Raw genomic sequence first — 26,478 nt, 5'->3', positions numbered from 1 at the left:
CCCATGATCACCAGCAAGCTGCCGAATGTCGGCACCACCATTTTCACCAGCATGTCGCAGTTGGCGGCCGAAACCGGCGCAATCAACCTGTCCCAGGGTTTTCCGGACTTCAATGGCCCTCAAGACTTGCTCGACGCCGTGGGTCGGCACGTCGCCAACGGCCATAACCAATACGCACCGATGAGCGGTTTGCCCGCCCTGCGCCAGCAAGTGGTGGCGAAGATTGCCCACAGCTACGGTGTCAGCGTCGATGCCGACCTTGAGGTCACCATAACCCCCGGCGCTACCCAGGGCATCTTCTGCGCTATCCAGGCTGTTATCCGCAATGGTGACGAGGTGATCATCTTCGACCCTTGCTACGACAGCTACGCGCCCTCGGTAGAGCTGGCCGGCGGGCGCTGCGTGCATGTGCAGTTGGGCTTACAGGATTTCAGCCTGGACTTCGAGCGCATCAAGGCCGCGCTGTCGCCGCGCACGCGCATGATCGTGCTCAATACCCCGCACAATCCCAGCGGCGCGCTGATCAGCCGTGAGGAACTGGACCAACTGGCCGAGCTGATTCGCGGGCGCGATATCTATCTGCTCAGCGATGAAGTGTACGAACACCTGGTGTTCGACGGCGTGCCCCACGTCAGCGTGCTCGCCCACGAGGAGCTGTACTCGCGTGCGTTCGTGGTCAGCTCGTTCGGCAAGACTTATCACGTCACGGGCTGGAAAACCGGCTATGTGGTTGCGCCGCCGGCCCTCACTGCCGAGCTGCGCAAAGTGCATCAGTACGTCAGTTTCTGTGGCGTGACGCCGTTGCAGTACGCGCTGGCCGATTTCATGGCAGAGCACCCGGAGCACGTGGGGGCGCTGCCGGCGTTCTACCAAGCCAAGCGCGACCTGTTCTGCCGGTTGCTGGCGCCGTCGCGGTTCAGCTTCAGCCCGTCGGCGGGGACTTACTTTCAACTGGTGGATTATTCCCGGATTCGCCCGGACCTGGATGATGTCGCCATGTCCGAATGGATGACTCGCGAACACGGCGTGGCGTCGATTCCCATCTCTGTGTTCTACCGCAACCCGCCTCAAGGCCAGCGCCTGGTGCGCCTGTGCTTTGCCAAACGCGAGGAGACGCTGCAACAAGCGGCGGCAAAACTATGCGTGATTTGAGTGCTTTGCCTAACCTGAACATTGCCCTGGTCCAGACCACCCTGGCGTGGCACGACCGCCAGGCCAATCTGGAACATTTCGAGCTGCTGTTGGAGCAGGCCAACGGCGCCGACCTGATCGTATTGCCGGAGATGTTCACCACCGGCTTTTCCATGGAGTCGGCTTCCCTGGCCGAACCGGAAAACGGCCCGACTCACCGTTGGCTGAAGGTCCAGGCCGCGAAATACAACGCCGTGATCACTGGCAGCGTGATCATCCAGGCGGCGGACGGCAGTCACCGTAACCGCCTGCTGTGGGCGCGGCCGGACGGTGAGGTGTTGCATTACGACAAGCGCCACCTGTTCCGCATGGCTGGCGAGCACGATCACTACACCCCCGGCGAACGTCAGGTGCAGTTCGAGTTGAACGGTTGGCGTATTCGTCCGTTGATTTGCTACGACTTGCGCTTCCCGGTGTGGAGTCGAGATGCCCAGGACACTGATCTGCTGTTGTATACCGCCAACTGGCCGGGCGCACGGCGTCAGCATTGGAATCGACTGTTGCCTGCGCGGGCCATCGAGAACCTGTGCTACGTCGCCGCGGTGAACCGCGTGGGCACGGACGGGAAGGGCTTTGCCTACACCGGGGACAGCCAGGTGCTGGACTTCCAGGGCGAGACCTTGCTGAGTGCCGGGGAGGCGGATGGGGTGTTTCAGGTGAGGCTGGATGCGCCGGAGTTGGCCGCGTACCGCACCCGTTTTCCGGCGAACCTGGATGCCGATAGCTTTCAGTTTGTCTGACGGACCGCCATCGGGGGCAAGCCCCTCCCACATTTGGAATGCATTCCCCTGTGGAAGGGGGCTTGCCCCCGATGAGGCCGCCAGCAACACCGCAATTCCACAGTAAAAAGGCCCCTGGATTCTCACCCAGGGGCCTTTTGCATTGCGCCGATAAGCTTAGGCCGCTTTCGCTTCCTGCTGGCTCAACGAGCGGTTCAACGCACTGAACAGCGCCTTGAAACTCGCTGTGGTGATGTTTTCATCGATGCCCACGCCGTGTACCGGGCGTTCGCCGTTCACGCGCAGCTCGATGTACGCCGCCGCTTTAGCGTTGGTACCCGCGCCGATTGCATGTTCGTTGTAATCCATGATCTCCACGCCAATCGGCAAGCCCGCCACCAGCGCTTCCAGCGCGCCGTTGCCTTTGCCTTTCCAGTGCAGGTTGGTCTCGCCCTGGCCTTTGCCGGAGACTTCCACTTCCACGTAGCTGTTGCCGTTTTCTTCCTGCAGGCGATGGCTGACCAGCGCGTACGGAGTGTTGGCTTGCAGGTATTCGCGTTGCAGCAAGGCGTAGATCTGCGGTGCGGTCATTTCCAGGCCGACGCGGTCGGTTTCAGCCTGCACCACCTGGCTGAATTCGATCTGCATGCGGCGTGGCAAGCTGATGTCGTATTCCTGCTCCAGCAGGTAGGCGATCCCGCCCTTGCCCGACTGGCTGTTCACGCGGATCACCGCCTCGTAGCTGCGGCCGATGTCGGCCGGGTCAATCGGCAAGTACGGCACTTCCCACAACGCGTCGTCTTTCTGCTGGGAGAAGCCCTTGCGGATGGCATCCTGGTGCGAGCCGGAGAACGCGGTATGCACCAGGTCGCCAACGTATGGATGGCGAGGGTGCACCTGGATCTGGTTGCACTCCTCGACGACTTTGCGCACGCCGTCGATATCGGAGAAGTCCAGCTGCGGGTCGAGGCCCTGGGTGTACATGTTCAGCGCCACGGTCACCAGGTCGACGTTACCGGTGCGCTCGCCGTTGCCGAACAGGCAGCCTTCGACACGATCAGCCCCGGCCATCAGGCCCAGCTCGGTGGCGGCCACGCCCGTGCCACGGTCGTTGTGGGTGTGCAGGCTGATGATCACGCTGTCACGGCGGTTGATATGGCGACCGAACCACTCGATCTGGTCGGCATAGATATTCGGCGTGGCGCATTCCACAGTAGCCGGCAGGTTGAGGATCATCTTGTGCGCGGGCGTCGGGTTCCACACCTCGATCACCGCGTCACAGACTTCCTTGGCGAACTCCAGCTCGGTGGCGCTGAAGGTCTCCGGGGAGTATTCGAAGGTCCACTGGGTTTCCGGCTGCTGGGCTGCGTATTTGACGAACAACTTGGCCGCGTTCACTGCGATTGCCTTGATGCCGTCCTTGTCCTGGTTGAACACAATGCGGCGGAACGACGGCGAGGTGGCGTTGTACAAATGCACGATGGCCTTTTTGGCGCCACGCAGGGATTCGAAAGTACGGGCGATCAAGTCTTCACGGCCCTGGGTCAGCACCTGGATGGTGGTGTCCTCGGGGATGTGGTTGTCTTCGATCAGGGTGCGTACGAAATCAAAATCGGTTTGCGACGCGGCGGGGAAGGAGGCTTCGATTTCCTTCACACCGACGGCGACCAGTGTCTTCCAGAAGCGCAGTTTTTTTGCGGCATCCATTGGCTCGATCAGCGACTGGTTGCCATCACGCAAATCCGAGCTGCACCAGATCGGCGCGGTGGTAATGGTGTTGGACGGCCAGGTACGGTCCGGGATATCGATGGTCGGAAACGCACGGTATTTCGAAGACGGGTCTTTGAGCATGCTCATCGCAAAATCCTTTGTCATAGGGCCGAGAAAAGGCGGCCTGCCGAATCACTGTTGTTGGGGACGACGCTTGGGGCGAGACAGATCGATTCAGCTTGGCAGTCGTGCGCTGACGAGGCACAGACTGCGGTGCTGACGGCGCTGAATGAGGGTGTGAGAGGTTTTCATAAGCCCAACCCTAACCGTGGAGGCAGAGGATGGCAAGCAGTCGAGAAAAATTGAGATAACTTCTGCTATTCACGTAATAAACGAGATTTTATGACCATTAGTCAGGCTATGGCCGGCTTTAATTGCGCAGCCTTTCCCGGCTGCGCAATCGAATGGTTCAGGGCTGGAAAGCGCCGATAAAGATCGCCGGATCAACTCGCGCATCATTAAGGCTGACGTTCCAGTGCATATGCGGTCCGGTCGCCCGACCTGTCGAACCTACCTTGCCCACTACCGTGCCGCGTCCCAGTTGCTGGCCGACGCTCACGTCAATCTTCGACATATGGCAGAACATGCTGATAAAGCCCTGCCCGTGATCGACAAACACCGTGTTGCCATTGAAGAAGTAGTTGCCGGTAAGGATCACCTTGCCGGCCGCAGGCGTCTTGATTGGCGTACCGGCCGGCACCGCAAAGTCCAGGCCCGAGTGCGGGTTGCGCTCCTCGCCATTGAAGAAGCGGCGCACGCCGAATTTGCTCGACAGCGGCCCGTTCACCGGCTTGTCCAGCACCAGGTTGCTCGGCACGTTCGGGCTGAAGCTGCGGTAGGCCTTGAGCTGCACGGCCAGTTCACCCTCGATGCGCTTCAACTGCGCCGGGTCGGGGTTGACCTGGCTTTTGTTTTTAAGCGTGATGCGCTGTTCCGGGTATTTCTTGTAACCCACCACAAACGGCAGAACGCGTGCGCCGCTGCTGATGCGTTCATTGCCCGGCTTGACCGTCAGCGGGATGCCGACAATTGCCAGCCAGTTACTCTGCTCCCTGACCACCAGCACCGGCCGCCCGAGGTAGACCGCCTTGGGCGCCGTTGCGGCAGGCCCCAGGTCGACCACCGCCACGCCACCAGGCACCGGCTTGTTCAGTGTGCGGGTGATGTAGCTGTCGGCGTGGGCATTGAAGGTCAGGCAAGCGAGCATCAACAAACTGAGAAAGCGTGGCATCAGTCAATCCAGTAGCGAAAGGGTGACAGGCGTCAGGTGGTTGTCTTCCACACGCACTTGCAGTTGGCCCTCACCGAGGCGCGCGGTCAGGCGCTGGCCGGTATGGGTTTGCGCGGCGCTGCGAATGGCCTGGCCGCGTTCGTCCAGCAAAATGCTGTAGCCCCGGCCGAGGGTCGCCAGCGGGCTGACCACCTGCAGTGTCTGCACCTGGCTTTGCAGTTGCAGGCGCCGCGCCTTGAGGCCTTCACGCATGGCGCGGGGCAGGCGCTCGGCAAGGCTGTCCAGGCGCTGGCGCAGCAGCGCCAGTTGGCGGCCCGGGTGCTGGCCGGCGAGGCGAGTTTCCAGGCGGATCAAGCGTTCGCGACGGGTGTTGAGGCTGCGCTCGAAGGCGCGGCGCAGGCGCATGTCCAGGTCGTCCAGGCGCTGGGCCTGCTGGCGCAGACGCTCACCGGGGTGACGCAGGCGGCGGGCCATGCCTTCCAGGCGCAGGCGGCTGTGGCTCAGACGATTGCGCATCAGCATCACCAGGCGGCGATGCAGGTTTTCCACTTGGCGCACCAGGTGGCTGGCGTCCGGTGCAAGCAGTTCAGCGGCGGCCGATGGGGTAGGGGCGCGCACGTCGGCGACGAAGTCGCTGATCGATACATCGGTTTCATGGCCGACGGCACTGACGATGGGCGTGACGCAGGCATCTATCGCGCGGGCCACGGCTTCTTCGTTGAAGCACCAGAGGTCTTCCAGCGAGCCGCCGCCACGGGCCAGGATCAGCGCGTCGAAGCCGCGGGCGTCGGCCAGTTTCAACGCCCGCACGATCTGCGGGATGGCTTCGCGGCCTTGCACTGCGGTCGGGATTAACGTCAGCTCGATGTTCGGCGCGCGGCGGCCGAATACGCTGATGATGTCGCGAATCACCGCGCCGGTTGGCGAGCTGATAATGCCGATGCGCCGAGGGTGCGCCGGCAAGGGCACCTTGCGCTCGGCACTGAACAGGCCTTCTGCGCTGAGCTTTTCCTTCAAGGCATCGAAGGCCAGGCGCAGCGCACCATCACCCGCTGGCTCCACGGTGTCTAGGATCAGTTGGTAGTCGCCACGGCCCTCGAACAACGAGACCTTGCCGCGCACCTTCACCGCCAGGCCATCCTTCAGCGCCTGGCGCACCCGAGCAGCGTTGTTTCGAAACAGCGCGCAACGCACTTGAGCGCCGCTGTCCTTGAGGGTGAAATACACATGGCCGGAGGCCGGGCGGGCGAGGTTGGAGATCTCGCCTTCAACCCAGATATTGGTGAACACGTCTTCGAGCAACACCCGCGCGCGGCCGTTGAGCTGGCTGACAGTCAGGACTTCGCGGTCCAGGCCCAGTCGGGCAAAAGGATCTTTAATCATGGGCGCAGTTTATAGGCATTCGCGCAAGGTTTGGCAGAATTGCTCCACCAACGCGCTCGGCGCCTGGGCGCAGGCCAGGGCCACGGTGCTGTGGCAATCCGGGTCGGCCAGCGGCAAGAAGTGCAGGGTGGCGGGCGCGATGTCCTGCATGGATTTTGGTAACAAGGCAATACCAAAACCGGCCTGGATCAGCTGCAATTGCGTGGTCTTGCGCGACATCACCCGTGCCGCCTTGGGGAAAAATCCGGCACGCATGCACAACTCTGCCGACAGATAACTCAGCCCGCCGCGCTGGGGGTGGGGCACTGAAATAAACGCTTCGTCCTTGAGCTGCGCCAATTCCACTGGCGTATCGCGGCGTGCCAATGGGTGGCCCGGCGGCACCGCCAATAACAGCGGCTCGCTGTATAAAGGCAGCACGCGCACGCCTTCGCGCTGGCGCAACACTGGCAGGCGCAGCAGCCCTGCTTCGAGGCGCCCGTCGGCGATTTCCTCCAGCTGGGCTTCGGAGGACAGTTTGACGATGTCCATCGACACGCCGGGACAGCGTTCCAGCCAACGACTGACGCCGCGCAGCAAGGCGCCGCTCATCGGTACGGTGCTCGAATGGCTAAGGCGCAGGGTGCCGAGTTGGCCGTTGCCGACCTGAGTGGCCATTTCACTCGCCTTGTTCAGGTCGCTCAGCAGATTGCGCGCCCGAGGGTAGAACGCCTCTCCGGCAGCTGTCAGGCGTGGCTGGCGTGCGGTGCGTTCGAACAGCGGGGTTTGCAGTTGGGACTCCAGCTCCTTGATCTGGCGGCTCAAGGCCGATTGCGCCACGAACAGGCGTTCGGCGGCGGCACTGAAACTGCCGCTGTCGGCGATTTCGACGAAGTAACGCAGCTGGCGAGTGGAAATCACGGCTCATGCCTTTTTGAGATGGGTGGCGGGCTTTGACGATATTAGTCGCAACACTCCGCGATGGCTAAAGTGAACGCCATGTCTATTTAAGGAATAGCCCATGAGCCTGGTTGAGTGGATGAGTCAGTGGCCGTTCGGCGCTATGGACTGGCTGGTGATCGGCCTGGGTGTGGTGGTGGCCTATGTGGTATTTGGCATTGCCGGGTTCGGTACGGCACTGGTCGCGGGGCCGATCCTGATCGTTTTCATGCCGCTGTCGAAGATCATTCCGCTGCTGGTGCTGCTGGATTTTGTTGCGGCGTTTGGCAACCTGCTGCAATCGCGGCGAGACGTGAACACGTCAGAACTGGTGCGATTGCTGCCGTGCATGGCGATGGGTTGCACGCTGGGTGTGGTGTTTTTGCTCAACCTGCATTCGGACCTGCTGCTGTTACTGATGGGTCTGTTTATCAGCGCGTACGCGATCTACAGCCTGGCGGTGAAGGCGCGGCCCACGCAGTTGGCGACGGGCTGGTCAATCCCTATGGGTACGGTCGGCGGCTTGTTTGGGGCGCTGTTCGGCAGTGGCGGCTTTTTATATGCGATCTATTTGAATAGCCGTTTGCCCAAGGACGCGGCGCGAGCCACGCAAAGTGCGTTGATCAGTTGCAGCACGGTGGTGCGCCTGAGCCTGTTCCTGATTGCCGGGGTGTATGCGGATTTACCCTTGTTGATGCTGGCGGTGTGCCTGTTGCCAGCGATGGCCCTGGGGTTGTGGTGCGGGCGCCGGTTGACGACGCGCATGTCCCGCGAGGCGTTTGTAAGGCTGGTGACCTGGTTGGTGCTGGCCAGCGGTATTGCGTTGATTGGGCGGTATTTGAGTACTTGACCTGGGTGGAGCAGGGATTAAGCTGCCAGCCTTCAGGGCGCCATCGGGGGCAAGCCCCCTCCCACAGTTAACTGTGTTCACCATTCAAGTGTGGGAGGGGGCTTGCCCCCGATAGCGTCAGCAGCCACACCGCAGGACTCCCATGAATTCCCAAAGCATCCTTGTCCCGAAAATCTCCACCTTGCCGGTCCACGAGCCCCGCGCGCGGGCAATCGTGCGCTGGCTGGTGCGCAAGAACATCATCAAGGAAGAACTGACCACCTGCGGCCGAACCGGCAACCGCATGGCCTACGCTCTGGCCGACGGTGCCCGTGCGGTGGTGCTGCACCCGCAGGCACTGCCGTTCAACGAACCGGTCAATGGCCTGGAAATCATCTACAAACGCTGCATCTATACGCCGGCCAAGGGCTTTCTTGAAGAAGCGGGCTGCCCCGAATGCCGCAAGGAAGTCGGTGAAGCCCTGTTCGAAAGCCTGGAAGACTGGATGCCCGGCCACACCGACAACTTCACCTGCCCGCTGTGTGGGCATGAAGACGACATTAACGGCTTCCTGTTCCTGCAGGAATGCGGGTTCTCCAACCTGGGCTTTATCTTCAACAACTGGGCGGAGGCGGGCTTCAAGCAAAGCTTTATCGACGAATTTGCCGATTGGCTGGACCAGAAGATCGCCTGGGTCAAAGTCGAGCTTTGACCCCACCTATCCGTATTCCCAAATATGTCAGAGTTTTACGTTGAGACCCGAGGGGTGTCTGAGTATAATGGCGCGCTTCCATTTTCCCGCTCGGGAGCCCCCGCGATGCTGCGTATCAGCCAAGAAGCTCTGACATTCGACGACATTCTACTAGTGCCCGGTTATTCCGAGGTGCTTCCTAACGAAGTCAGTCTCAAGACCCGCCTAACCCGTGGCATCGAGCTGAATATTCCCCTGGTTTCCGCTGCCATGGACACCGTCACCGAAGCCCGTCTGGCCATTGCCATGGCTCAGGAAGGCGGCATCGGCATCATCCACAAGAACATGACCATCGAGCAGCAAGCTGCCGAAGTGCGCAAGGTCAAGCGTTACGAAGCCGGTGTGGTGAAAGATCCCATCACCATCGAAGCTGACGCTACCGTGCGTGATCTGTTCGAACTGACCCGCATGCACAACATCTCCGGCGTTCCGGTACTGCACGATGGCGACCTGGTCGGCATCGTCACTTCCCGTGACGTGCGTTTCGAGAACCGTCTTGAAGTCACCGTCCGCGAAGTGATGACGCCCAAAGAGCGTCTGGTCACGGTCAAGGAAGGCGCCGACAAGAACGATGTGCGCGAACTGCTGCACAAGCACCGCATCGAGCGCGTGCTGATCGTCGACGAAAAATTCGCCCTCAAAGGCATGATGACCGTCAACGACATCGAAAAAGCCAAGGCTTACCCGCTGGCCAGCAAGGATGACCAAGGTCGTCTGCGCGTGGGCGCCGCCGTCGGTACCGGTAAAGACACCGGCGACCGCGTTTCGGCCCTGGTTGCTGCCGGTGTTGACGTGGTGGTGGTCGACACCGCTCACGGTCACTCCAAAGGTGTGATCGATCGTGTTCGCTGGGTCAAGCAGAACTTCCCTGAAGTGCAGGTGATCGGTGGCAACATTGCCACTGGCGCTGCCGCCAAAGCGCTGGCCGAAGCAGGCGCGGACGCAGTCAAGGTCGGTATCGGCCCAGGCTCGATCTGCACCACGCGTATCGTCGCCGGTGTCGGCGTGCCGCAAATCAGCGCCATCGCCAACGTCGCCGCTGCCCTTGAAGGCACCGGCGTTCCGTTGATCGCCGACGGCGGCATCCGTTTCTCCGGTGACCTGTCCAAGGCCATCGTTGCCGGTGCTTCCTGCGTGATGATGGGCTCGATGTTCGCCGGTACCGAAGAGGCGCCAGGCGAGATCGAACTGTTCCAGGGTCGTTCCTACAAGGCTTACCGTGGCATGGGTTCGCTGGGCGCCATGTCCCAGGCGCAGGGTTCGTCCGACCGCTACTTCCAGGACTCCTCGGCAGGCGCTGAGAAGCTCGTACCGGAAGGTATCGAAGGCCGTGTGCCGTACAAAGGCACCCTGAGCGCGATCATCCATCAACTGATGGGTGGCCTGCGTTCCTCGATGGGCTACACCGGCAGCGCCGACATCGAAGAAATGCGCACCAAGCCAGAGTTCGTACGGATCACCGGCGCCGGCATGGCTGAATCCCATGTCCACGACGTGCAGATCACCAAGGAAGCGCCAAACTACCGCGTAGGTTGAGGCTTCCAGCAAAACGTTAAGTAACCGGGGCTGTTCTTTCAGCCCCGAGTTGTTTCTGATTCATTAGACGAGACTGACCTCATGGCCCTCGACATTCACGCCCACCGCATCCTGATCCTCGACTTCGGTTCCCAGTACACCCAACTGATCGCCCGCCGCGTGCGTGAAATCGGCGTGTACTGCGAACTGCACCCGTTCGACATGGATGACGAAGCGATTCGCGAATTCGCGCCCAAAGGCGTCATCCTGGCCGGTGGCCCCGAGTCCGTGCACGAAGCCAACAGTCCGCGCTGCCCGCAAGCGGTGTTCGACCTGGGCGTGCCGGTCTTCGGCATTTGCTACGGCATGCAGACCATGGCCGAGCAACTGGGCGGCAAGGTTGAAGGCTCCGAACTGCGTGAATTCGGTTATGCGCGGGTTGACGTGGTCGGCAAGAGCCGCCTGCTGGACGGCATCGAAGACCATATCGACGCCGACGGCCTGTTCGGCCTCGACGTGTGGATGAGCCACGGTGACAAGGTCACCAAGATGCCGGAAGACTTCCACATCCTGGCCAGCACCCCGAGCTGCCCGATCGCCGGCATGTTCAGCGACGAGCGTCGTTACTACGGCGTGCAGTTCCACCCGGAAGTGACCCACACCAAGCAAGGCGGGCGCATCCTGTCGCGCTTCATCCTCGACATCTGCGAGTGTGAAGCCCTGTGGACCCCGTCCAAAATCGCTGAAGACGCCATCGCTCAAGTGCGTGCTCAAGTCGGCACCGATAACGTCCTGCTCGGCCTGTCCGGCGGCGTTGACTCCTCGGTGGTAGCGGCCCTGCTGCACAAGGCCATCGGCGACCAGTTGACCTGCGTCTTCGTCGACAACGGCCTGCTGCGCCTGCACGAAGGTGAGCAGGTGATGGCCATGTTCGCCGAGAACATGGGCGTCAAGGTGATCCGCGCCAACGCCGAGGACCAGTTCCTCAACAACCTGGCCGGCGAGTCCGACCCGGAGAAGAAGCGCAAGATCATCGGCCGCACCTTCATCGACGTGTTCGATGCCCAGTCCAACAAACTGGACAACATCAAGTACCTCGCCCAGGGCACCATCTACCCCGACGTGATCGAGTCGGCCGGCGCCAAGAGCGGCAAGGCCCACGTGATCAAGTCCCACCACAACGTGGGTGGCCTGCCTGAAGAGATGAACCTCAAGCTGGTAGAGCCGCTGCGCGAACTGTTCAAGGACGAAGTCCGCCGTCTGGGCCTGGAACTGGGCCTGCCGTACGACATGGTCTACCGCCACCCATTCCCGGGCCCAGGCCTGGGCGTGCGCATCCTGGGTGAAGTGAAGAAGGAATACGCCGACCTGCTGCGTCGCGCCGACCACATCTTCATCGAAGAACTGCGCAAGGCCGACTGGTACCACAAAGTCAGCCAGGCGTTCGTGGTGTTCCAGCCGGTGAAATCCGTAGGCGTTGTAGGCGATGGCCGTCGCTACGCGTGGGTCGTGGCCCTGCGTGCGGTGGAAACCATCGACTTCATGACCGCCCGCTGGGCGCACCTGCCGTACGAACTGCTGGAGACCGTCAGCGGCCGTATCATCAATGAAATCGAAGGCATTTCGCGCGTGACGTATGACGTGTCGAGCAAGCCGCCGGCGACGATTGAGTGGGAATGATCCGTCTTCGCTAAACACAAAAGCCCGCGTAACAGCGGGCTTTTTGTTTATGTTGCGTACAGCGGCTAAACGTCAAGGCTTGGGCTTTGGTGCGAACGGCCCGACGTCACCGTGGTTAACCTACACGCCGTGCGCGGCAAGAAACAGGGCGACGGCCGAACGGCAATAGGTTTCGATTTCGTGGGCGTCTTCTGCTCTAGCCTCATCGAAGCGTACGACACTGAGCAGATCGCAGCCTTTGAACAGCGCGGCAAACAAGTGGGCGGACTGAAGAGGCGCGGGCACGTTCAGAACCTTCTTGGCGTGCAATTGACGCAACAGGGCCTCGATTTGGGCGATGACATGAAGGTGGCAGACTTCGTATTGGAGCTTGCTTAACGACTTTTGGTTGGTCTTGTCGGCCATAATCATGGCTTCGACACCACGGACTTCCGGGTTCAGGAGCGTGCGAAGCAGGGATGATCCCACGGCCATGAGTTGATCCTCGGCCGAACCGTCGATGCCTTCAAACAGCGCCTGTGGTGAAAACTGATGGCAGCGCGCCGCAATGGCCGCGCTGAACAGAGCTTCCTTGTTCTCGAAGTGCCGATAAATGCTTAGCTTGGATATCTTCGCCCGCTTCGCGACCTTGTCCATTGTCGTGGCTTGAAAACCCAACTCCACAAACAGTTCGCACGCAGCGTCGACTATCGTTTGGCCAAGCGCTTCGTTGGCGGGCCGGCCGCGTCGGGCCTGGCTGTTTTCGGTCATAAACATTCCAGTACTTGACAGTATTGTAATTCGTAAATTAGGGTACTCCAAAGTATCTTAAGCCTGCAAGCCAAGGCATCGCTGGACGATGATTGCGCACCAGGCTCGGCCCGACCCTTCATCGCAGTACGGAGTCCATCACCATGAATGACGTCATCATCATCGGCGGCAGCTTTGCCGGCCTCGCCGCCGCTTTGCAGTTGGGTCGTGCCCGCCGCGAGGTCACCGTTCTGGATACCGGCCTGCCGCGCAATCGCTTCGCGGGTCACTCGCACGGCCTGCTCGGCCACGATCACAAGCCACCGCTGCAGATCCTGGCCGAGGCGCGGCAGCAGCTGGCGCGTTATCCCTCGATCAGGCTGGTCAATGCGCGGGCCGAGAGCATCTGCGGCACCATCGACGACTTTTCTGTGCTCATTGGTGGTGAAAGCCTCAGGGCACGTCGCCTGATCCTGAGCTATGGCGTCGCCGACCAGATGCCGGCTGTTCAGGGTTTTGCCGAAAGCTGGGGTAGCTCCATCGTGCCGTGCCCGTATTGCGACGGCTTTGAAGTCGCCGGCCAGCATTGGGGCCTCGTCTGGTCCGGGCCGCAGTCGCACAATCATGTCAGGCTTTATCACGATTGGACCGATACGTTGACGGTCTTTGCCGATGGGCACGAGATTGCACCCGATATCCGGGCTGATCTGGCGCGTCGCCATATTCCCGTCGTCGAGGGCCGAATCATCGAAATCGGCCGTCACGGCAGCCGTCATGCCACCGTCAAGCTCGATAGCGGCCCCGATGTTGCGGTCGACATCTTGTTCGCGCATCCGCGCAACAAGCCGTCCGCAAGCCTGCATGAATCAGTCGGCCTTGCTACGGTCAACACGCCCCAGGGCATCGCCATCAAGGTCGACGAGCGCCGCGAAACCAGCACGCCCGGCATCTACGCCGCAGGCGACCTCGCCAATCCGCTCATGGCCTCGGTCACCCTGGCAACGTCGCATGGCGCGACGGCGGGTATCTTTGCCCAGCAGTCTATGCTGGTTTAAGCGCGCAAATGCCCATCTCCAGTTGCCTCCACCAAAGGTGGCGCGAGTCGAGACCGAACTATAAAAAGGAGCACAGCATGACCGAGCAAAATGCCTATCAGGTCGCCGACTGGAACGGCAAAAGCGGAGAGTACTGGGCCGCCAACCAGGCTCGGCTCGACGCGATGATGGCGGCGTTCGGCCAGGCCGCGATCGACGCTGCCGCGCCTGTCACGGGCGAACGCGTACTGGACGTCGGCTGCGGCGCGGGGGCTACCAGCCTTGAGCTGGCCGTCCGGGTCGGCGTGCGCGGCCATGTGCTGGGGGTGGATATATCCGAGCCGTTGATCGGCCGAGCGCGCGCACTGGCGCCGCAGGATACGCCGACCGTGTTCCAGGTGGCCGACGCCAGCAGCACCGAGTTTCCCGAGGGCGCGTTCGACATCCTGTTCTCGCGCTTCGGGGTGATGTTCTTTGACGATCCGGTGGCGGCGTTCGTGAATATGCGCCGTGCGCTCAAACCGGGTGGGCGAGTCGCTTTCGTCTGCTGGCGCAGCGCGGCCGAGAATGATTGGGTACGCCTGCCGATGGGTGCTCTAAAGGGCATCATCCCGCCGCCCGCGCCGCCCGATCCCGAAGCGCCCGGCCCATTCTCGTTCGGCGACCGGGGGCGCGTGGCGCGCGTCCTGACAGCGGCTGGCTTCACCGACATCGCGATCGAGCCCTTCGATGCTTGCATCCCGTTCGGCGTGGGCGGGACACGGGAGGCCGCGATCGACGACGCGGTGAAGATGGCGTTCGAGGGCGGCTCGCTGTCACGAGCGCTCGCCGATCAGCCCGACGACATCCGCGCTCACGCTGCGGCTGCTGTTCGTGCCGCCTTCGCGGGCCTTCCGGGCGAACGGTCGGTGATGATCGACGGTGCGGCGTGGGTCGTCATGGCACGTAATCACGCAAGCTGACAGGGATTATCAGGAAGTTTGCGACTTCATACGCTGCCCCGGAGAATCTCTACGTTAAGCCGGGAAAGGTTGGAGAATGTGCTGAGCTTGCCCATAATCGAAATGAAGCAAAGCTACCGTATTTTTTCTGATCGAATTAACAAGCAGATGCCATTGCTCAGTGTGAGCGGTCGCGATTGTGGAGGCCTGAACATGAAGCTGGAAGAGCGTATGCAGCGTGCCATTGATGGCATGCTTGAAAACGTGATCCTGCGCATGGATGTTGCAGCGCTTGGGGGGCATTCACAGGTGTCTGTCGCGCTGGATGAGCTAATGCGCAAAGGCGTGATCGTCCGCATGGGCATTGGCATCTACGCGAAAGCTTCTCGTCATCCGGATACAGGCATTGTGACTCCCGTAGCTGACCTTGAAACACTCGCCGTTGAGGTGTTTCAGCGGCTGGGGGTGAGTGCGTCTGTGCTAGTCGTCAAACCCGGATCCGGGCGTTCAGTCGTGTCAAAAGACGCAAATATATGCGTAAAAGGTAGCCGCCGGATTCGACGCAAGTTATCGCTCGGTGGACGATCGGTGGTTTATGTCAATGAACCCACCCCAGCCCGGAAACCGAAAAGCTCGGTGCGGCGTCATCCTAACACGGGGGCGTTGATCATCCCTGAGTCTGGATTGCGGCGTTACGTGATGGATCTGGCGGACTCATGCCAGGTCGCTTATAGCCGGACTTACGCAGATGAGTGGGCAGAAAATGTTTCTCGGTTGGCGGGCGACGATGTTCGCACTGATGTCATAGAAAACCTGGTCATCGCGCTGAAGAAAGAGAAAAAAGTCACCGGCCTGGAAGCGGTTCACCTGCTCACCAACTACTTGAGGGAAAAGCGGCGTGTTTGATCCATTCAAGGATTTTGACGCGAAGGGCTACCTGAGAAATGTTGTGGGTGAAAAAGACCTCAACATCGTCAAGCAGCTTGAACATGACCTCTTCACGGCGAACCTTGCTGACGCAATGGCTTATCTGGCTAAGAAGCGCACTATCACGTATCGCGATTTTCTACAGGTTCACGCGCTTCTGTTTGGCGACCTTTACCCGTGGGCAGGCAGTGACAGGATGACGACTTCTCCTGACTTGGCGATCTCTAAAGCAGGAACTTGTTTTTGCCTTCCATACGAAGCTAAAAGAGCCGTTGAAGAAGGGCTTCGTCTGGGGCAGAACAAGGCTGTCGTAAAGAAATCGCCAGGCCTGGTGATGGGGTTTTTCGCATACGGGCATCCATTTCTTGATGGAAACGGAAGAACGATGCTGGTGGTTCATTCAGTTCTCTGCCACCGCGCAGGATTCTCCATCAATTGGGGCCGGACGGATAAGTCAGCCTACCTATCCGCCCTGAGTCAGGAGATCGAGACGCCGGATAAGGGCATTCTGGATACGTACTTAAAGAAATTCATCGAGCCACCCGTTGAGCCGGCCGCCTGGGAGGCCGCTATTCATTCCGTCCGCGGCCTGAATGGATTAGTAACGACGGACACTGTCGAGGGGCGTTCAGACGATCCTGCTATTTCCCAAAAATATCAGGAGTTTGATCAGCGGCGGGGCTACACCATCGATTAAAGCCCAGCCATTCGCCCCCAAGCCTGCGCGTAGATTTCAGCGCCGCGCCACATCCGAAAAATAAAACTTATCCAACGTATGCCGCGACTCGGTGTACTCGAACTGCCGCCCATCCTGCAAAAACGTCTGGTTGCTCACCACGATCACATGGCTCTGGCCTTCTAGGTCCAGATGCGCCTGGTCGTCCTTGCTGCGGGGCAGGGCTTCGATGGTGCGTTGGGCGTAGCTGATCTGCAGTTGCAAGGTCCCTTCGATGAACGCGTAGATCGACTGTCTGGCGATGTCCGGATCCAGCCCGGGGATCAGTTCGGCGACGAAGTGGTTGATGTCCAGGATCACGCGTTTGCCGCCGATGCGGCGTACGCGTTTGATTCGTGTGATCAGCGTGCCGGGCTCGGCCTCGATGTGCTGCAGCAATGTGCCTTCCAACGGCAATTGGGTGAATTCGACCACTTCGGTGTGGATGTCATCGCCCAGGTCGGCGTGGGTTTCATGGAAGCTCACGATGCCACCCAACTGAAACTCAATCGGGTTCGGCGACAACACAAAGGTGCCCTTGCCGTGGATTTTTTGCGCGAAACCGCGTTCCTGTAGCTGTTCGATGGCCCGACGCACCGTGCCTCGGCTGGCCTGGTAGCTGTCCATCAGTTCGGTTTCGGAGGGAAGGCGCGTGCCGCGCTGCAGGCGTTCAGTGGTGATGCTGGCAAGCAGATCCGTATAGATCTGGTTGTATTTGCTCATGGGTTGGCTCTATGCCCGGCTTAAGAAGGGAACGGCGCTATCAAGGCAGGAACCTTAGTGGCACGGGTGGGGTTTGTCCATTCGCCACTGACGCTGTCGACAGGAATGTTCCGCGCCTGACCGCAAAGATAAACAAATTGTAACTCGTACAGACGAGTTGTTGATTTAACTCGTACAGACGAGTACGTTTGCCTTCTCGGCGTGCTGCCAAGACTGCCACCCATAACAACAATCACAGTGGAAACGAGCATGAGCCACGACTATGCAAACATTGCCCGCCAGATTCTTGAGAACCTCGGTGGCCGCGACAACCTTGAGCAAGCGGCCCACTGCGTGACGCGCCTGCGCCTGGCGCTCAAAGACCCGAGCCTGGTCAACGCCAGCGCGTTGAATCAGGTCGACCTGGTCAAGGGTTCGTTCTTTACCGGCGGGCTTTTCCAAGTCGTGATCGGCCCCGGCGAAGTGGAAAAGGTCTACGCCGCCCTGCGCGAACAGACGGGCCTGGCCGCCGCCACCATTGCCGACGTCAAGAAGAAGGGCGCCGACAAGACCAACGCCCTGCAGCGCCTGGTGCGGGTGTTTTCCGATGTGTTCATGCCGATCCTGCCGGCGCTGATCATTGCCGGCCTGTTGATGGGCATCAACAACCTGATGGGCGCCAAGGGCATGTTCATCGAGGGCCAGACGCTGCTGGAGGCCTACCCGAACCTGGACGGCGTGTGGAGCCTGATCAACCTGATGGCCAACACCTCGTTCGTGTTCCTGCCGGCACTGGTGGGTTGGTCGGCGGCCAAACGCTTTGGCGGCAGTGAAATCCTCGGCATCGTGCTCGGCCTGATGCTGGTGCACCCGGACCTGCTCAACGCCTGGAACTACGGCAAGGCCGTGGCGGGGCTCGACGGCCAGAGCCTGCCGTACTTCGATATTTTCGGCTGGTTCAGGATCGAGAAAGTCGGCTACCAGGGCCAGATCCTGCCGATCCTGATGGCGGCCTACGTGATGAGCGTCATCGAGAAATGGCTGCGGGCGCACGTGCCAAACGCCATTCAGCTGCTGGTGGTGCCGATCACCACCATCGTCGTTACTGGCGTGCTGGCCCTGGCGGTGATCGGCCCGGTGACCCGTCACCTCGGCATCCTGATCACCGAAGGCCTGGTCACGCTGTTCGACCTGGCGCCGATGGTCGGCGGGCTGATTTTCGGCCTGCTGTATGCGCCGCTGGTGATCACGGGGATGCACCACATGTTCCTCGCCGTGGACCTGCAACTGATCTCCACCCAGGGCGGCACCTTTATCTGGCCGATGATCGTCATGTCCAACCTGGCCCAGGGCAGCGCCGCGCTCGCGGTGTTCTATACCTCGCGCAATGCGCGGGATAAAAGCATGGCCTCGACATCGGCGATCTCCGCTTACTTCGGCATCACCGAGCCAGCGATGTTCGGGGTCAACCTGCGCTTCAAGTTTCCCTTCTATGCCGCGTTGCTCGGCTCGGCCCTGGGCAGCATTTTCCTCTCGTTGAGCAAGGTCCAGGCCTCGGCCATCGGCGTCGGTGGCTTGCCTGGGTTTATCTCGATCGTTCCGCAGTTCATCCCCAATTTTGTGGTCGGGATGGTCATTGCGATGGTGGTGCCGTTCGGCCTGACCTGTGCGTTGAACATGAAAATTGTGCGGCCCGGTTATCGCGTCGCCTGAGCTATCGCTATCGGGGGCAAGCCCCCTCCCACAGGGGAACGCATTCCAAATGTGGGAGGGGCGGTGCGACGACTCGACTTGCCCCCGATTAGGCCTTTAAGGCCAGCACAAACTATTTAAAGGAACCGCCCATGCAAACCTGGCAACACTCGGTGATCTACCAGATCTACCCCAAAAGCTTCCACAGCCACGCGGGTAATGCCACCGGTGACCTGCTGGGCATCGTGGACAAACTCGACTACCTGCAATGGCTGGGTATCGATTGCCTGTGGATCACCCCGTTTTTGCGCTCACCGCAACGCGACAATGGCTACGACATCAGCGACTACTACGCCATCGACCCCAGTTACGGAACCATGGCCGATTGCGACCTGCTGATCAGCGAAGCGGCCAAGCGCGGCATCAGGTTGATGCTCGACATCGTGGTCAACCACACCTCCATCGAGCACGAGTGGTTCCAGCAGGCGCGCAGCAGCCTCGACAACCCTTACCGCGACTTCTACATCTGGCGCGACCAGCCGAACAACTGGGAATCCAAGTTCGGCGGTTCGGCCTGGGAGTACGAGGCGCAGACCGGGCAGTACTACCTGCACCTGTTCGACCACACCCAGGCCGACCTCAACTGGGACAACCCCAAGGTGCGCGCCGAAGTATTCAAGATGATGCGCTTCTGGCGTGACAAGGGCGTGGGCGGCTTTCGCCTGGACGTGATCAACCTGATCTCCAAGCCTGCGGATTTCCCCGACGACAACACCGATGGCCGGCGCTTCTACACCGACGGCCCGAACGTGCACGAATACCTGCAGGAAATGCACCGCGAAGTTTTCGCTGGGCATGACCTGATCAATGTCGGCGAAATGTCCTCCACCAGCCTGGAACACTGCATCCGCTACTCGAATCCGGCGTCGAGAGAACTGTCGATGACCTTCAATTTTCATCACCTGAAAGTCGATTACCCGAACCTGCAGAAGTGGGTGAAAGCCGATTTCGATTTCCTGCAGCTCAAGCAGATCTTTTCCGACTGGCAAGTGGGCATGCAGGCCGGCGGCGGCTGGAACGCGCTGTTCTGGTGTAACCACGATCAGCCACGGGTGGTCTCGCGCTTCGGTGATGACGGCGAGCATCGCGTGGTCTCGGCCAAGATGCTCGCCACGGCGTTGCACTTCCTCCAGGGCACGCCATATGTGTACCAGGGCGAAGAACTGGGCATGACCAATCCGGGGTTCGACAAGATCGACCAATACCGCGACGTGGAGACCTTGAACATCTTCCGTCTCAAGCGCGATGCCGGTGAGTCCGAGGCGTCCAGCATGGCGGCGATCATGCAGAAGTCTCGCGACAACGGCCGCACACCGATGCAGTGGAACGGCCAGGCCAATGCCGGTTTCAGCCAAGGTGAACCGTGGATCGGTATCCCGGCCAACGCGGCGCAGATCAACGTTGAGCGCCAACGGGATGATCCCGATTCGGTGTTGCATCACTACCGCGCGCTGATCGCCTTGCGTCGCCACGAACCCCTGATCCAGGAAGGCGTTTACCGCCCGCTGCTGCAGGACCACCGTCAGGTTTGGGCTTACGTGCGAGAAGGGCGCGGCGAACGCTTGCTGGTGGTCAGCAACTTCTACGGCACCCCGTGCGAAATCCAGTTGCCCGACCACGTCATCAATGCGGCGAGCGAACAACGCGTGCTGATCAGCAACTACCCCGACTGCCCGCTGCGTACTAGCAAAGTGGTGTTGCGCCCTTATGAATCCTTCGTGCTGCACCTGACTGGTTGAAATGCCGCCTGTAGGAGCGAGCTTGCTCGCGAAGATCGTCAACGATAACGCGCCCTTCCAGGCGCAGCGTGGAGGCTGGAAGTTCTTCGCGAGCAAGGGCTAGCCGCCCGCCTCGCTCCTACAGGTGATCGCGTCACACAAGACAGTAAGAAAAACAATAAAAAAATTGGAGTGGTTCATGAAGACAACAATAAAGCTGGGCCTCGTTGCATCCTGCCTGAGCCTGCCGTTTGGCGCCCAAGCCCTGGAGTTTGCTGGTTACCTGCGCAGCGGCGCCGGCACTTCCACCGGCAGCGGCAAGCAGCAGTGTTTCCAGTTGCCTGGGGCGCAAACCAAATACCGCCTGGGCAACGAATGCGAGCAGTACGCTGAACTTGAATTGCGCCAGGACCTGCTGACGTTCGACGATGGTTCGGTGCTCAGCGTCGACGCCATGGCTTCCCTCTATAACAAGTACGACCGCGCCCTGAAGTTCCAGGGCGAGGACAACGGCTCGGCGCGCATGCCGCAGATGTACGCGCAATGGTCCAACCTGCCGAGCCTCAATGGTGGTTCGCTGTGGGCCGGGCGGCGTTACTACAAGCGTAACGACATCCATATTTCCGACTTCTACTACTGGAACCAGAGCGCCACGGGCGGTGGTATCGAGGACGTGCTGATTGGCGACCTCAAGTACAGCTACGCCATTTCCCGCAAGGACAACCTGTACCAGAAGGAATACGCCACGCGCCACGACTTCAACATCGCGGGCTTCAAGACCAACCCCGGCGGCGAACTGGAACTGGGCTTGAGCTACATCGAAAAAGCCGGCGGGCGGGACACCAACAGTGGCTGGGCGATCACTGCGCAGCACGTACAGAAACCGTTCCTGGGCGGCAAGAACAAATTCGCCCTGCAGTACGGCGAAGGCCCCGGCACTGGCCTGGGTTACACCGGCAATACCTTGCTGGACAAGAGCAGCAAGAGTTACCGCGCGGTGGAGTTTTTCGACTGGCAGGTGACCCCGCGTTTCGGTGGGCAGGTCGAGGCGGTGTACCAGAAGGATATTCGCCCGGGCAGCCAGGACCAGACCTGGATGTCTCTCGGCGTGCGCCCGGCGTATGCCATCAGCGAGCAGTTCAAACTGGTCGCCGAGCTTGGGCATGATCAGGTCGATGCCACGGGTGGCACGCGCAAGCTGAGCAAATTTACCTTCGCCCCAACCTGGTCGCCCAACGGCCCGGATTTCTGGGCGCGGCCGGAAGTGCGCTTGTACTACACCTATGCCACTTGGAACGAAGCGGCCAAACGCGCGGCGAACGAACTGGCGGCGGGCTCGGCGTTGTCCGATACCGGCGCGTATGGCACGGCGCGGCATGGGTCGAATGTGGGTGTGCAAGTCGAGTATTGGTGGAAGTAAGTGTGGGAGGGCGTGCCCCGTCCCACCGTTGATTCCTGTCACCCCTGATTTTTACAGAACACAACAACAGGTGAAGCCATGAACCCCTCTCAACCCCTGGAATTGCTGGCGCCCCTGTCCGGGCTGCTGCTGGCGTTGGATCAGGTTCCAGACCCGGTATTTTCCAGCCGCATGATCGGCGATGGCCTGTGCATCGACCCCACCTCGCAAACCCTCTGCGCGCCGTTGGCCGGAACCATCAGCAATATTCAGGACACCGGCCATGCGGTCAGTGTCACCGACGACAACGGCGTGCAGGTGCTGATGCATATCGGCCTGGACACCGTGAATCTGGCAGGCAAGGGCTTCACCCGCCTGGTCGAAGAGGGCCAGCGTGTGACGGCCGGGCAGCCGTTGATCGAGTTCGACGCCGACTATGTGGCGCTCAATGCGCGCAGTTTGCTGACGTTGATGCTGGTGGTCAGTGGCGAACCGTTCAGCGTGTTGGCGAGCGGTTTGGTAGAGCCCGGCCAGCCGCTGCTGCAGTTGTCCCCACGCGACGCGGTTGAGGCGCCGGACGAGGAGGACGGCGATGCGCTGTTTTCCAAGCCGCTGACCTTGCACAACCCCAACGGCTTGCATGCGCGCCCGGCAGCGGTGCTCGCTCAGGCGGCGAAGGGGTTCAATGCCAGCATTTATCTGCACAAGCAAACCCAGAGCGCCAACGCCAAATCGCTGGTGGCGATCATGGCCCTGCAAACGGTACGGGGCGACATCCTGCAAGTGAGCGCAGCAGGGCAGGACGCCGAGATGGCGATCAATACGCTGGTGGCCCTGCTGGCTGAGGGCTGTGGCGAGACGGTGAGCAGGGAGGTTGAGCCGGTCGCTAGCGTGCCGTCGGCGATCTTGCTCAAAGGTGTCTGCGCATCACCGGGGTCGGCGTTCGGGGAGGTCGTCCAAGTGGTCGAACCTGAGCTGACGATCACCGAAGCCGGCACCGGTGAAGCGGCTGAACGCGCCGCCCTGGAGCGTGGCCTGCTGGCTGCAACCCGCGCACTGCAAGCCCTGCAAGACAAAGCGGGCGGCAGTGCCCAGGCAGAGATTTTCCGCGCTCATCAAGAATTGCTCGAAGACCCTACCTTGCTCGAACAGGCCCATCGTTTACTGGCGCAGGGCAAGAGCGCCGCGTTTGCCTGGAACAGTGCCACGGCCACGACGGCCGAACTGTTCCAGGGTTTGGGCAATGCACTGATCGCCGAGCGAGCGGCCGACCTGGCCGATGTTGGTCAGCGTGTGTTGAAACTGATCCTGGGTGTTCAGGACAGCGTGTGGGATGTGCCGGAGCGCGCGATTCTGATCGCCGAGCAGCTGACACCTTCGCAGACCGCCAGCCTGGATACGCGCAAGGTGCTGGGGTTTGTCACGGTTGGCGGCGGCGCCACCAGCCACGTCGCGATCCTCGCCCGGGCGTTGGGCTTGCCGGCAATATGCGGCGTTTCAGCCCAGGTACTCGGGTTGGCCAACGGTAAACCGGTGCTGCTCGACGCCGACAAAGGCGAGTTGCACCTGGAGCCGAACCTGGTCGAAATCGAACAGCTGGACGCCGCCCGCAAGCAACAGGCGCTGCGCCATCAGCGCGACGTGGCGCAGGCCTCGCAGCCGGCAACCACCCGCGACGGTCATCACGTCGATGTGACGGCCAATGTCGCCTCGTTGCAGGAAGTCGAGCAGTCCCTGACCCTGGGCGGTGAAGGCGTCGGCCTGTTGCGTTCGGAGTTTCTTTATCTGGACCGCAACCGCGCGCCCAGCCCCGACGAGCAAGCGGCGACCTATGGCGCTATCGCCCGCGCCCTGGGCAGCGAGCGTAATCTGGTGGTGCGCACCCTGGATGTCGGCGGCGACAAGCCGCTGGTCTATGTGCCAATGGAAGCCGAGACCAATCCGTTCCTGGGCTTGCGTGGTATTCGCCTGTGCCTGGAGCGGCCGCAATTGTTGCGCGAACAGCTGCGGGCCATCCTTGCCAGCGCCGGGCTGGCGCGACTGCACATCATGCTGCCGATGGTCAGCCTGCTGTCGGAACTGCACCTGGCGCGCAAGATGCTGGAAGAAGAGGCGCGGGCGCTCGGACTCAGCGAGATGCCCAAACTGGGCATCATGATTGAAGTGCCGTCCGCCGCGTTGATGGCGGATGTGTTCGCGCCCCATGTGGATTTCTTTTCCATCGGCACCAATGACCTGACCCAATACACCCTGGCCATGGACCGCGATCACCCACGCCTGGCCAGCCAGGCCGACAGCTTTCACCCGGCGGTGCTGCGCCTGATCGCCACCACGGTCAATGCCGCCCATGCCCACGGCAAGTGGGTGGGCGTATGCGGTGCGTTGGCCTCTGAAACCCTGGCGGTGCCGATGTTGATCGGGCTGGGGGTGGATGAACTGTCGGTCAGCGTACCGTTGATCCCAAGCATCAAGGCCACCGTGCGTGAACTGGACCTGGCCGACTGCCAGATCATCGCCCGCCAGGTGCTGGGCCTGGAAGAAGCCGGCCAAGTGCGTGAGGCCCTGCGCCAGTACCACGCCGCTACTGTTGAAACCTCATCTGTCGTGGAGCACTGAGCATGTTCGAGAAATTACAGCGGGCGTTCTGGAAAGCCCTGACGCCGGATTTGATTGCCGAGCCCGTAGAGGCGCCGACGCAGGGTCTGTTATCGGCCGACGTGGTGAGTGCGCTGGGCGGCACGGATAACCTCAAATCGCAGCAGCGTGTGGCGCTGACGCGGGTGCGGGTGCAGTTGCAGGATGTTGAGAAGTTCGATGCTGCGGCGTTGAAGGCTGCAGGGGTGCCTGGGGTGATGGTCTTGACGGGCGGGGTGTTCCATCTGATCACCGGCCTCTAAGCCCAGTGGAGATCAAATGTGGGAGGGGGCAAGCCCCCTCCCACATTGATTCTTCAGTGGCCTTAGAGCTGTGGGCTATCTTCGGGCGGCTTGGTCTTGTCCACGCCCGGCACATGCAGGTTGCCTTCCACCACCTGGTTGCCTTCCAGCTGCGGCTGGGTCACCCAGGTCAGAATGTCGTAGTAGCGCCGGATGTTCGCCACAAAATGCACCGGCTCGCCACCCCTGGCATAACCGTAGCGCGTTTTGCTGTACCACTGCTTCTGCGACAGGCGCGGCAGCATCTTCTTCACATCCAGCCACTTGTTCGGGTTCAGGCCTTCCTTTTTGGCCAAAAGGCGCGCGTCGTCCAGGTGGCCGGTGCCGACGTTGTAGGCGGCGAGGGCAAACCAGGTGCGGTCGGGCTCGGCGATCTTGTCGTCCAGCTCGTCCTTGATCTTGGCCAGGTACTTGGCGCCGCCCATGATGCTTTGCTTGGCATCCAGGCGATTGGACACGCCCATCGCCTGGGCAGTGTTCTGGGTCAGCATCATCAGGCCGCGCACGCCAGTCTTGGAGGTGACGGTCGGTTGCCACAGCGATTCCTGATAGCCGATGGCCGCCAATAGTCGCCAGTCGACCTTTTCTTCCTTGGCGTAGGTGCGAAAGTGTTTCTCGTACTTGGGCAGGCGCTGTTGCAAATGCTGGGCGAAGGTATAAGCGCCGACATACCCCAGTACATCGACGTGCCCGTAATAGCGATCTTTCAGACGCTGGAGCGTGCCGTTCTTCTCGACCTTGTCCAGGTAACTGTTGATTTCGTTGAGCAGGCTGTTGTCTTCCCCTGCGGCTACGGCCCAGCTCTGGTTGCTGGCATTGCCCAGGTCGAAGGCTACCCGCACATTGGGGAAGTACACCTGGTTCATGGCGACTTCGTTGGAATCCACCAGGGTCAGGTCGATCTGCCCTTCGTCGACCATGCGCAGCAGGTCGACCACCTCGACGGCATCGGATTCTTCGTATTCGATCGCAGGGTTCTGCTTTTTAAGCGCTGCCAACTGCTCGGCGTGGGTGCTGCCCTTGAGCACCATGATCTTCTTGCCCACCAGGTCCGCCGCGTTGGTTGGCCGCGACTGGCCGTTGCGGTAGATGATCTGCGGGGTGACTTCGAGGTAGGGGTGGGAGAAGCGCACTTGCTGCTGGCGCTGCTCGCTGCTGACCAGGCCGGCGGCGGCCAGCACCGGACCGTTGGGTTTGCCCAGCTGGCCGAACAGGTCATCGAGATTGTCGGCGGTTTCGATTTCCAGCTTTACGCCCAGGTCATCGGCAAAGCGCTTGACCAGCTCGTATTCGAAACCGGTTTCTCCGTTGCGGTCCTGGAAATACGTGGCCGGGCTGTTGCGAGTAACCACCCGCAATACGCCATCCTCCTTGATTCGCTCGAGCGTGCTGGGTTTATCAACACAGGCGCTGAGCATCAGGAAGAGTCCGGTTGCGATGAGCCATTTGGCGCAGCGCGGGCGCAAAGCAGTTGGGGAGAACATCTGCGCAGTATACGCAAACGGCCCACGGCGCCATATCTCGACAGCATCGGACTTGTCTGCTAGCGCCTCGAAAACTGTGCTGCAGCCCACAGAAACGGGGCCTGGCGCGTGATTGTGACGGTTAAAATATCTGCGCCGAACAGCCGGTATCACG

The 26,478-nt window shown here is 60.9% G+C and carries 22 protein-coding genes; 15 read left to right on the top strand and 7 right to left on the bottom strand.

The window, feature by feature from the left end; translation table 11 throughout:
* Nucleotides 1–3 precede the first annotated feature (3 nt).
* On the top strand, nucleotides 4–1,152 hold the full coding sequence (locus tag QF045_RS25340) for a pyridoxal phosphate-dependent aminotransferase (RefSeq protein WP_306494521.1): 1,149 nt from the start codon (nucleotides 4–6) through the stop codon (nucleotides 1,150–1,152).
* Nucleotides 1,140–1,931 carry an amidohydrolase gene (locus QF045_RS25335; RefSeq protein WP_306494520.1) on the top strand — a complete coding sequence of 264 codons (792 nt, stop codon included), beginning with the start codon at nucleotides 1,140–1,142 and terminating at the stop codon, nucleotides 1,929–1,931. The genes QF045_RS25340 and QF045_RS25335 overlap by 13 nt, the downstream gene beginning before the upstream one ends.
* A 156-nt stretch (nucleotides 1,932–2,087) precedes the next feature.
* On the opposite strand, the gene leuA is transcribed toward QF045_RS25335, so the two are convergent.
* The 4 genes from leuA to QF045_RS25315 all read right to left on the bottom strand — a co-directional run bounded on the left by leuA (nucleotide 2,088) and on the right by QF045_RS25315 (nucleotide 7,194).
* Nucleotides 2,088–3,767, bottom strand: coding sequence for a 2-isopropylmalate synthase (gene leuA, locus QF045_RS25330; RefSeq protein WP_306494519.1), 1,680 nt, complete (start codon nucleotides 3,765–3,767; stop codon nucleotides 2,088–2,090).
* 322 nt (nucleotides 3,768–4,089) lie between these two features.
* Nucleotides 4,090–4,911, bottom strand: a complete 822-nt coding sequence (locus QF045_RS25325) for a peptidoglycan DD-metalloendopeptidase family protein (RefSeq protein ID WP_306494518.1) — start codon at nucleotides 4,909–4,911, stop codon at nucleotides 4,090–4,092.
* 3 nt (nucleotides 4,912–4,914) lie between these two features.
* A complete protein-coding gene (gene xseA, locus QF045_RS25320; protein WP_306494517.1) occupies nucleotides 4,915–6,294 on the bottom strand; it encodes an exodeoxyribonuclease VII large subunit in 1,380 nt (459 codons plus the stop codon).
* A 9-nt stretch (nucleotides 6,295–6,303) separates the two neighbouring features.
* Nucleotides 6,304–7,194, bottom strand: a complete 891-nt coding sequence (locus QF045_RS25315; protein ID WP_306494516.1) for a LysR family transcriptional regulator — start codon at nucleotides 7,192–7,194, stop codon at nucleotides 6,304–6,306.
* Between the two features lie 100 nt (nucleotides 7,195–7,294).
* Here QF045_RS25315 and QF045_RS25310 point away from each other — a divergent pair, with 100 nt between their 5' ends.
* The 4 genes from QF045_RS25310 (at nucleotide 7,295) to guaA (ending at nucleotide 11,987) form a co-directional block, all read left to right on the top strand.
* Entirely contained in the window at nucleotides 7,295–8,062 is a 768-nt protein-coding gene (locus tag QF045_RS25310; RefSeq protein WP_306494515.1) for a sulfite exporter TauE/SafE family protein, read from the top strand.
* A gap of 142 nt (nucleotides 8,063–8,204) precedes the next feature.
* On the top strand, nucleotides 8,205–8,753 hold the full coding sequence (locus tag QF045_RS25305) for a sugar ABC transporter ATPase (protein ID WP_306494514.1): 549 nt from the start codon (nucleotides 8,205–8,207) through the stop codon (nucleotides 8,751–8,753).
* Between the two features lie 105 nt (nucleotides 8,754–8,858).
* A complete protein-coding gene (guaB, locus tag QF045_RS25300; protein WP_306494513.1) occupies nucleotides 8,859–10,328 on the top strand; it encodes an IMP dehydrogenase in 1,470 nt (489 codons plus the stop codon).
* 81 nt (nucleotides 10,329–10,409) lie between these two features.
* Entirely contained in the window at nucleotides 10,410–11,987 is a 1,578-nt protein-coding gene (gene guaA, locus QF045_RS25295) for a glutamine-hydrolyzing GMP synthase (protein ID WP_015885725.1), read from the top strand.
* 120 nt (nucleotides 11,988–12,107) lie between these two features.
* Here the strand turns inward: guaA and QF045_RS25290 are convergent, their stop codons facing one another.
* Entirely contained in the window at nucleotides 12,108–12,737 is a 630-nt protein-coding gene (locus QF045_RS25290) for a TetR/AcrR family transcriptional regulator (protein WP_306494512.1), read from the bottom strand.
* 143 nt (nucleotides 12,738–12,880) lie between these two features.
* Here QF045_RS25290 and QF045_RS25285 point away from each other — a divergent pair, with 143 nt between their 5' ends.
* The 4 genes from QF045_RS25285 (at nucleotide 12,881) to QF045_RS25270 (ending at nucleotide 16,315) form a co-directional block, all read left to right on the top strand.
* On the top strand, nucleotides 12,881–13,771 hold the full coding sequence (locus tag QF045_RS25285) for an NAD(P)/FAD-dependent oxidoreductase (RefSeq protein WP_306494511.1): 891 nt from the start codon (nucleotides 12,881–12,883) through the stop codon (nucleotides 13,769–13,771).
* 77 nt (nucleotides 13,772–13,848) lie between these two features.
* A complete protein-coding gene (locus QF045_RS25280) occupies nucleotides 13,849–14,712 on the top strand; it encodes a class I SAM-dependent methyltransferase (protein ID WP_306494510.1) in 864 nt (287 codons plus the stop codon).
* Nucleotides 14,713–14,790: 78 nt separating this feature from the next.
* Entirely contained in the window at nucleotides 14,791–15,597 is an 807-nt protein-coding gene (locus QF045_RS25275) for a hypothetical protein (RefSeq protein WP_306494509.1), read from the top strand.
* Nucleotides 15,590–16,315 carry a Fic family protein gene (locus QF045_RS25270; protein WP_306494508.1) on the top strand — a complete coding sequence of 242 codons (726 nt, stop codon included), beginning with the start codon at nucleotides 15,590–15,592 and terminating at the stop codon, nucleotides 16,313–16,315. Before QF045_RS25275 ends, QF045_RS25270 begins: the two co-directional genes overlap by 8 nt.
* 36 nt (nucleotides 16,316–16,351) lie before the next feature.
* Here QF045_RS25270 and treR read toward each other — a convergent pair whose 3' ends face one another.
* Nucleotides 16,352–17,056 (bottom strand): trehalose operon repressor, encoded by a 705-nt coding sequence (gene treR, locus QF045_RS25265; protein ID WP_306494507.1) that lies wholly within the window; start codon nucleotides 17,054–17,056, stop codon nucleotides 16,352–16,354.
* Between the two features lie 249 nt (nucleotides 17,057–17,305).
* Between treR and treP the strand changes: the two genes are divergently transcribed.
* From treP to QF045_RS25240, 5 genes are all read left to right on the top strand, one after another.
* On the top strand, nucleotides 17,306–18,748 hold the full coding sequence (gene treP, locus QF045_RS25260) for a PTS system trehalose-specific EIIBC component (RefSeq protein ID WP_306494506.1): 1,443 nt from the start codon (nucleotides 17,306–17,308) through the stop codon (nucleotides 18,746–18,748).
* 131 nt (nucleotides 18,749–18,879) lie between these two features.
* Nucleotides 18,880–20,526, top strand: a complete 1,647-nt coding sequence (gene treC / locus QF045_RS25255; protein WP_306494505.1) for an alpha,alpha-phosphotrehalase — start codon at nucleotides 18,880–18,882, stop codon at nucleotides 20,524–20,526.
* Nucleotides 20,527–20,704: 178 nt separating this feature from the next.
* Nucleotides 20,705–21,925 carry a carbohydrate porin gene (locus QF045_RS25250; protein WP_306494504.1) on the top strand — a complete coding sequence of 407 codons (1,221 nt, stop codon included), beginning with the start codon at nucleotides 20,705–20,707 and terminating at the stop codon, nucleotides 21,923–21,925.
* A 78-nt stretch (nucleotides 21,926–22,003) separates the two neighbouring features.
* Nucleotides 22,004–24,520 carry a phosphoenolpyruvate--protein phosphotransferase gene (gene ptsP, locus QF045_RS25245; RefSeq protein WP_306494503.1) on the top strand — a complete coding sequence of 839 codons (2,517 nt, stop codon included), beginning with the start codon at nucleotides 22,004–22,006 and terminating at the stop codon, nucleotides 24,518–24,520.
* Nucleotides 24,521–24,522: 2 nt separating this feature from the next.
* Entirely contained in the window at nucleotides 24,523–24,801 is a 279-nt protein-coding gene (locus QF045_RS25240; RefSeq protein ID WP_306494502.1) for a PTS transporter subunit EIIB, read from the top strand.
* 62 nt (nucleotides 24,802–24,863) lie between these two features.
* On the opposite strand, the gene mltF is transcribed toward QF045_RS25240, so the two are convergent.
* Nucleotides 24,864–26,324 carry a membrane-bound lytic murein transglycosylase MltF gene (gene mltF, locus QF045_RS25235; RefSeq protein WP_306494501.1) on the bottom strand — a complete coding sequence of 487 codons (1,461 nt, stop codon included), beginning with the start codon at nucleotides 26,322–26,324 and terminating at the stop codon, nucleotides 24,864–24,866.
* Nucleotides 26,325–26,478 lie beyond the last annotated feature (154 nt).

This window comes from Pseudomonas sp. W4I3 (genome assembly GCF_030816195.1).
GTDB lineage: Bacteria > Pseudomonadota > Gammaproteobacteria > Pseudomonadales > Pseudomonadaceae > Aquipseudomonas.
This window is presented reverse-complemented; position numbering and strand designations above follow the sequence as displayed.

Excerpts from the sequence above, each read along its gene's own strand:
- QF045_RS25340 (WP_306494521.1), top strand. The coding sequence starts at position 4 with ATGATCACCAGCAAGCTGCCGAATGTCGGCACCACCATTTTCACCAGC.
- QF045_RS25335 (WP_306494520.1), top strand. The coding sequence starts at position 1,140 with ATGCGTGATTTGAGTGCTTTGCCTAACCTGAACATTGCCCTGGTCCAG.
- leuA (WP_306494519.1), bottom strand. The coding sequence starts at position 3,767 with ATGAGCATGCTCAAAGACCCGTCTTCGAAATACCGTGCGTTTCCGACC.
- QF045_RS25325 (WP_306494518.1), bottom strand. The coding sequence starts at position 4,911 with ATGCCACGCTTTCTCAGTTTGTTGATGCTCGCTTGCCTGACCTTCAAT.
- xseA (WP_306494517.1), bottom strand. The coding sequence starts at position 6,294 with ATGATTAAAGATCCTTTTGCCCGACTGGGCCTGGACCGCGAAGTCCTG.
- QF045_RS25310 (WP_306494515.1), top strand. The coding sequence starts at position 7,295 with ATGAGCCTGGTTGAGTGGATGAGTCAGTGGCCGTTCGGCGCTATGGAC.
- QF045_RS25305 (WP_306494514.1), top strand. The coding sequence starts at position 8,205 with ATGAATTCCCAAAGCATCCTTGTCCCGAAAATCTCCACCTTGCCGGTC.
- guaB (WP_306494513.1), top strand. The coding sequence starts at position 8,859 with ATGCTGCGTATCAGCCAAGAAGCTCTGACATTCGACGACATTCTACTA.
- guaA (WP_015885725.1), top strand. The coding sequence starts at position 10,410 with ATGGCCCTCGACATTCACGCCCACCGCATCCTGATCCTCGACTTCGGT.
- QF045_RS25290 (WP_306494512.1), bottom strand. The coding sequence starts at position 12,737 with ATGACCGAAAACAGCCAGGCCCGACGCGGCCGGCCCGCCAACGAAGCG.
- QF045_RS25285 (WP_306494511.1), top strand. The coding sequence starts at position 12,881 with ATGAATGACGTCATCATCATCGGCGGCAGCTTTGCCGGCCTCGCCGCC.
- QF045_RS25280 (WP_306494510.1), top strand. The coding sequence starts at position 13,849 with ATGACCGAGCAAAATGCCTATCAGGTCGCCGACTGGAACGGCAAAAGC.
- treR (WP_306494507.1), bottom strand. The coding sequence starts at position 17,056 with ATGAGCAAATACAACCAGATCTATACGGATCTGCTTGCCAGCATCACC.
- treP (WP_306494506.1), top strand. The coding sequence starts at position 17,306 with ATGAGCCACGACTATGCAAACATTGCCCGCCAGATTCTTGAGAACCTC.
- treC (WP_306494505.1), top strand. The coding sequence starts at position 18,880 with ATGCAAACCTGGCAACACTCGGTGATCTACCAGATCTACCCCAAAAGC.
- QF045_RS25250 (WP_306494504.1), top strand. The coding sequence starts at position 20,705 with ATGAAGACAACAATAAAGCTGGGCCTCGTTGCATCCTGCCTGAGCCTG.
- ptsP (WP_306494503.1), top strand. The coding sequence starts at position 22,004 with ATGAACCCCTCTCAACCCCTGGAATTGCTGGCGCCCCTGTCCGGGCTG.
- QF045_RS25240 (WP_306494502.1), top strand. The coding sequence starts at position 24,523 with ATGTTCGAGAAATTACAGCGGGCGTTCTGGAAAGCCCTGACGCCGGAT.
- mltF (WP_306494501.1), bottom strand. The coding sequence starts at position 26,324 with ATGTTCTCCCCAACTGCTTTGCGCCCGCGCTGCGCCAAATGGCTCATC.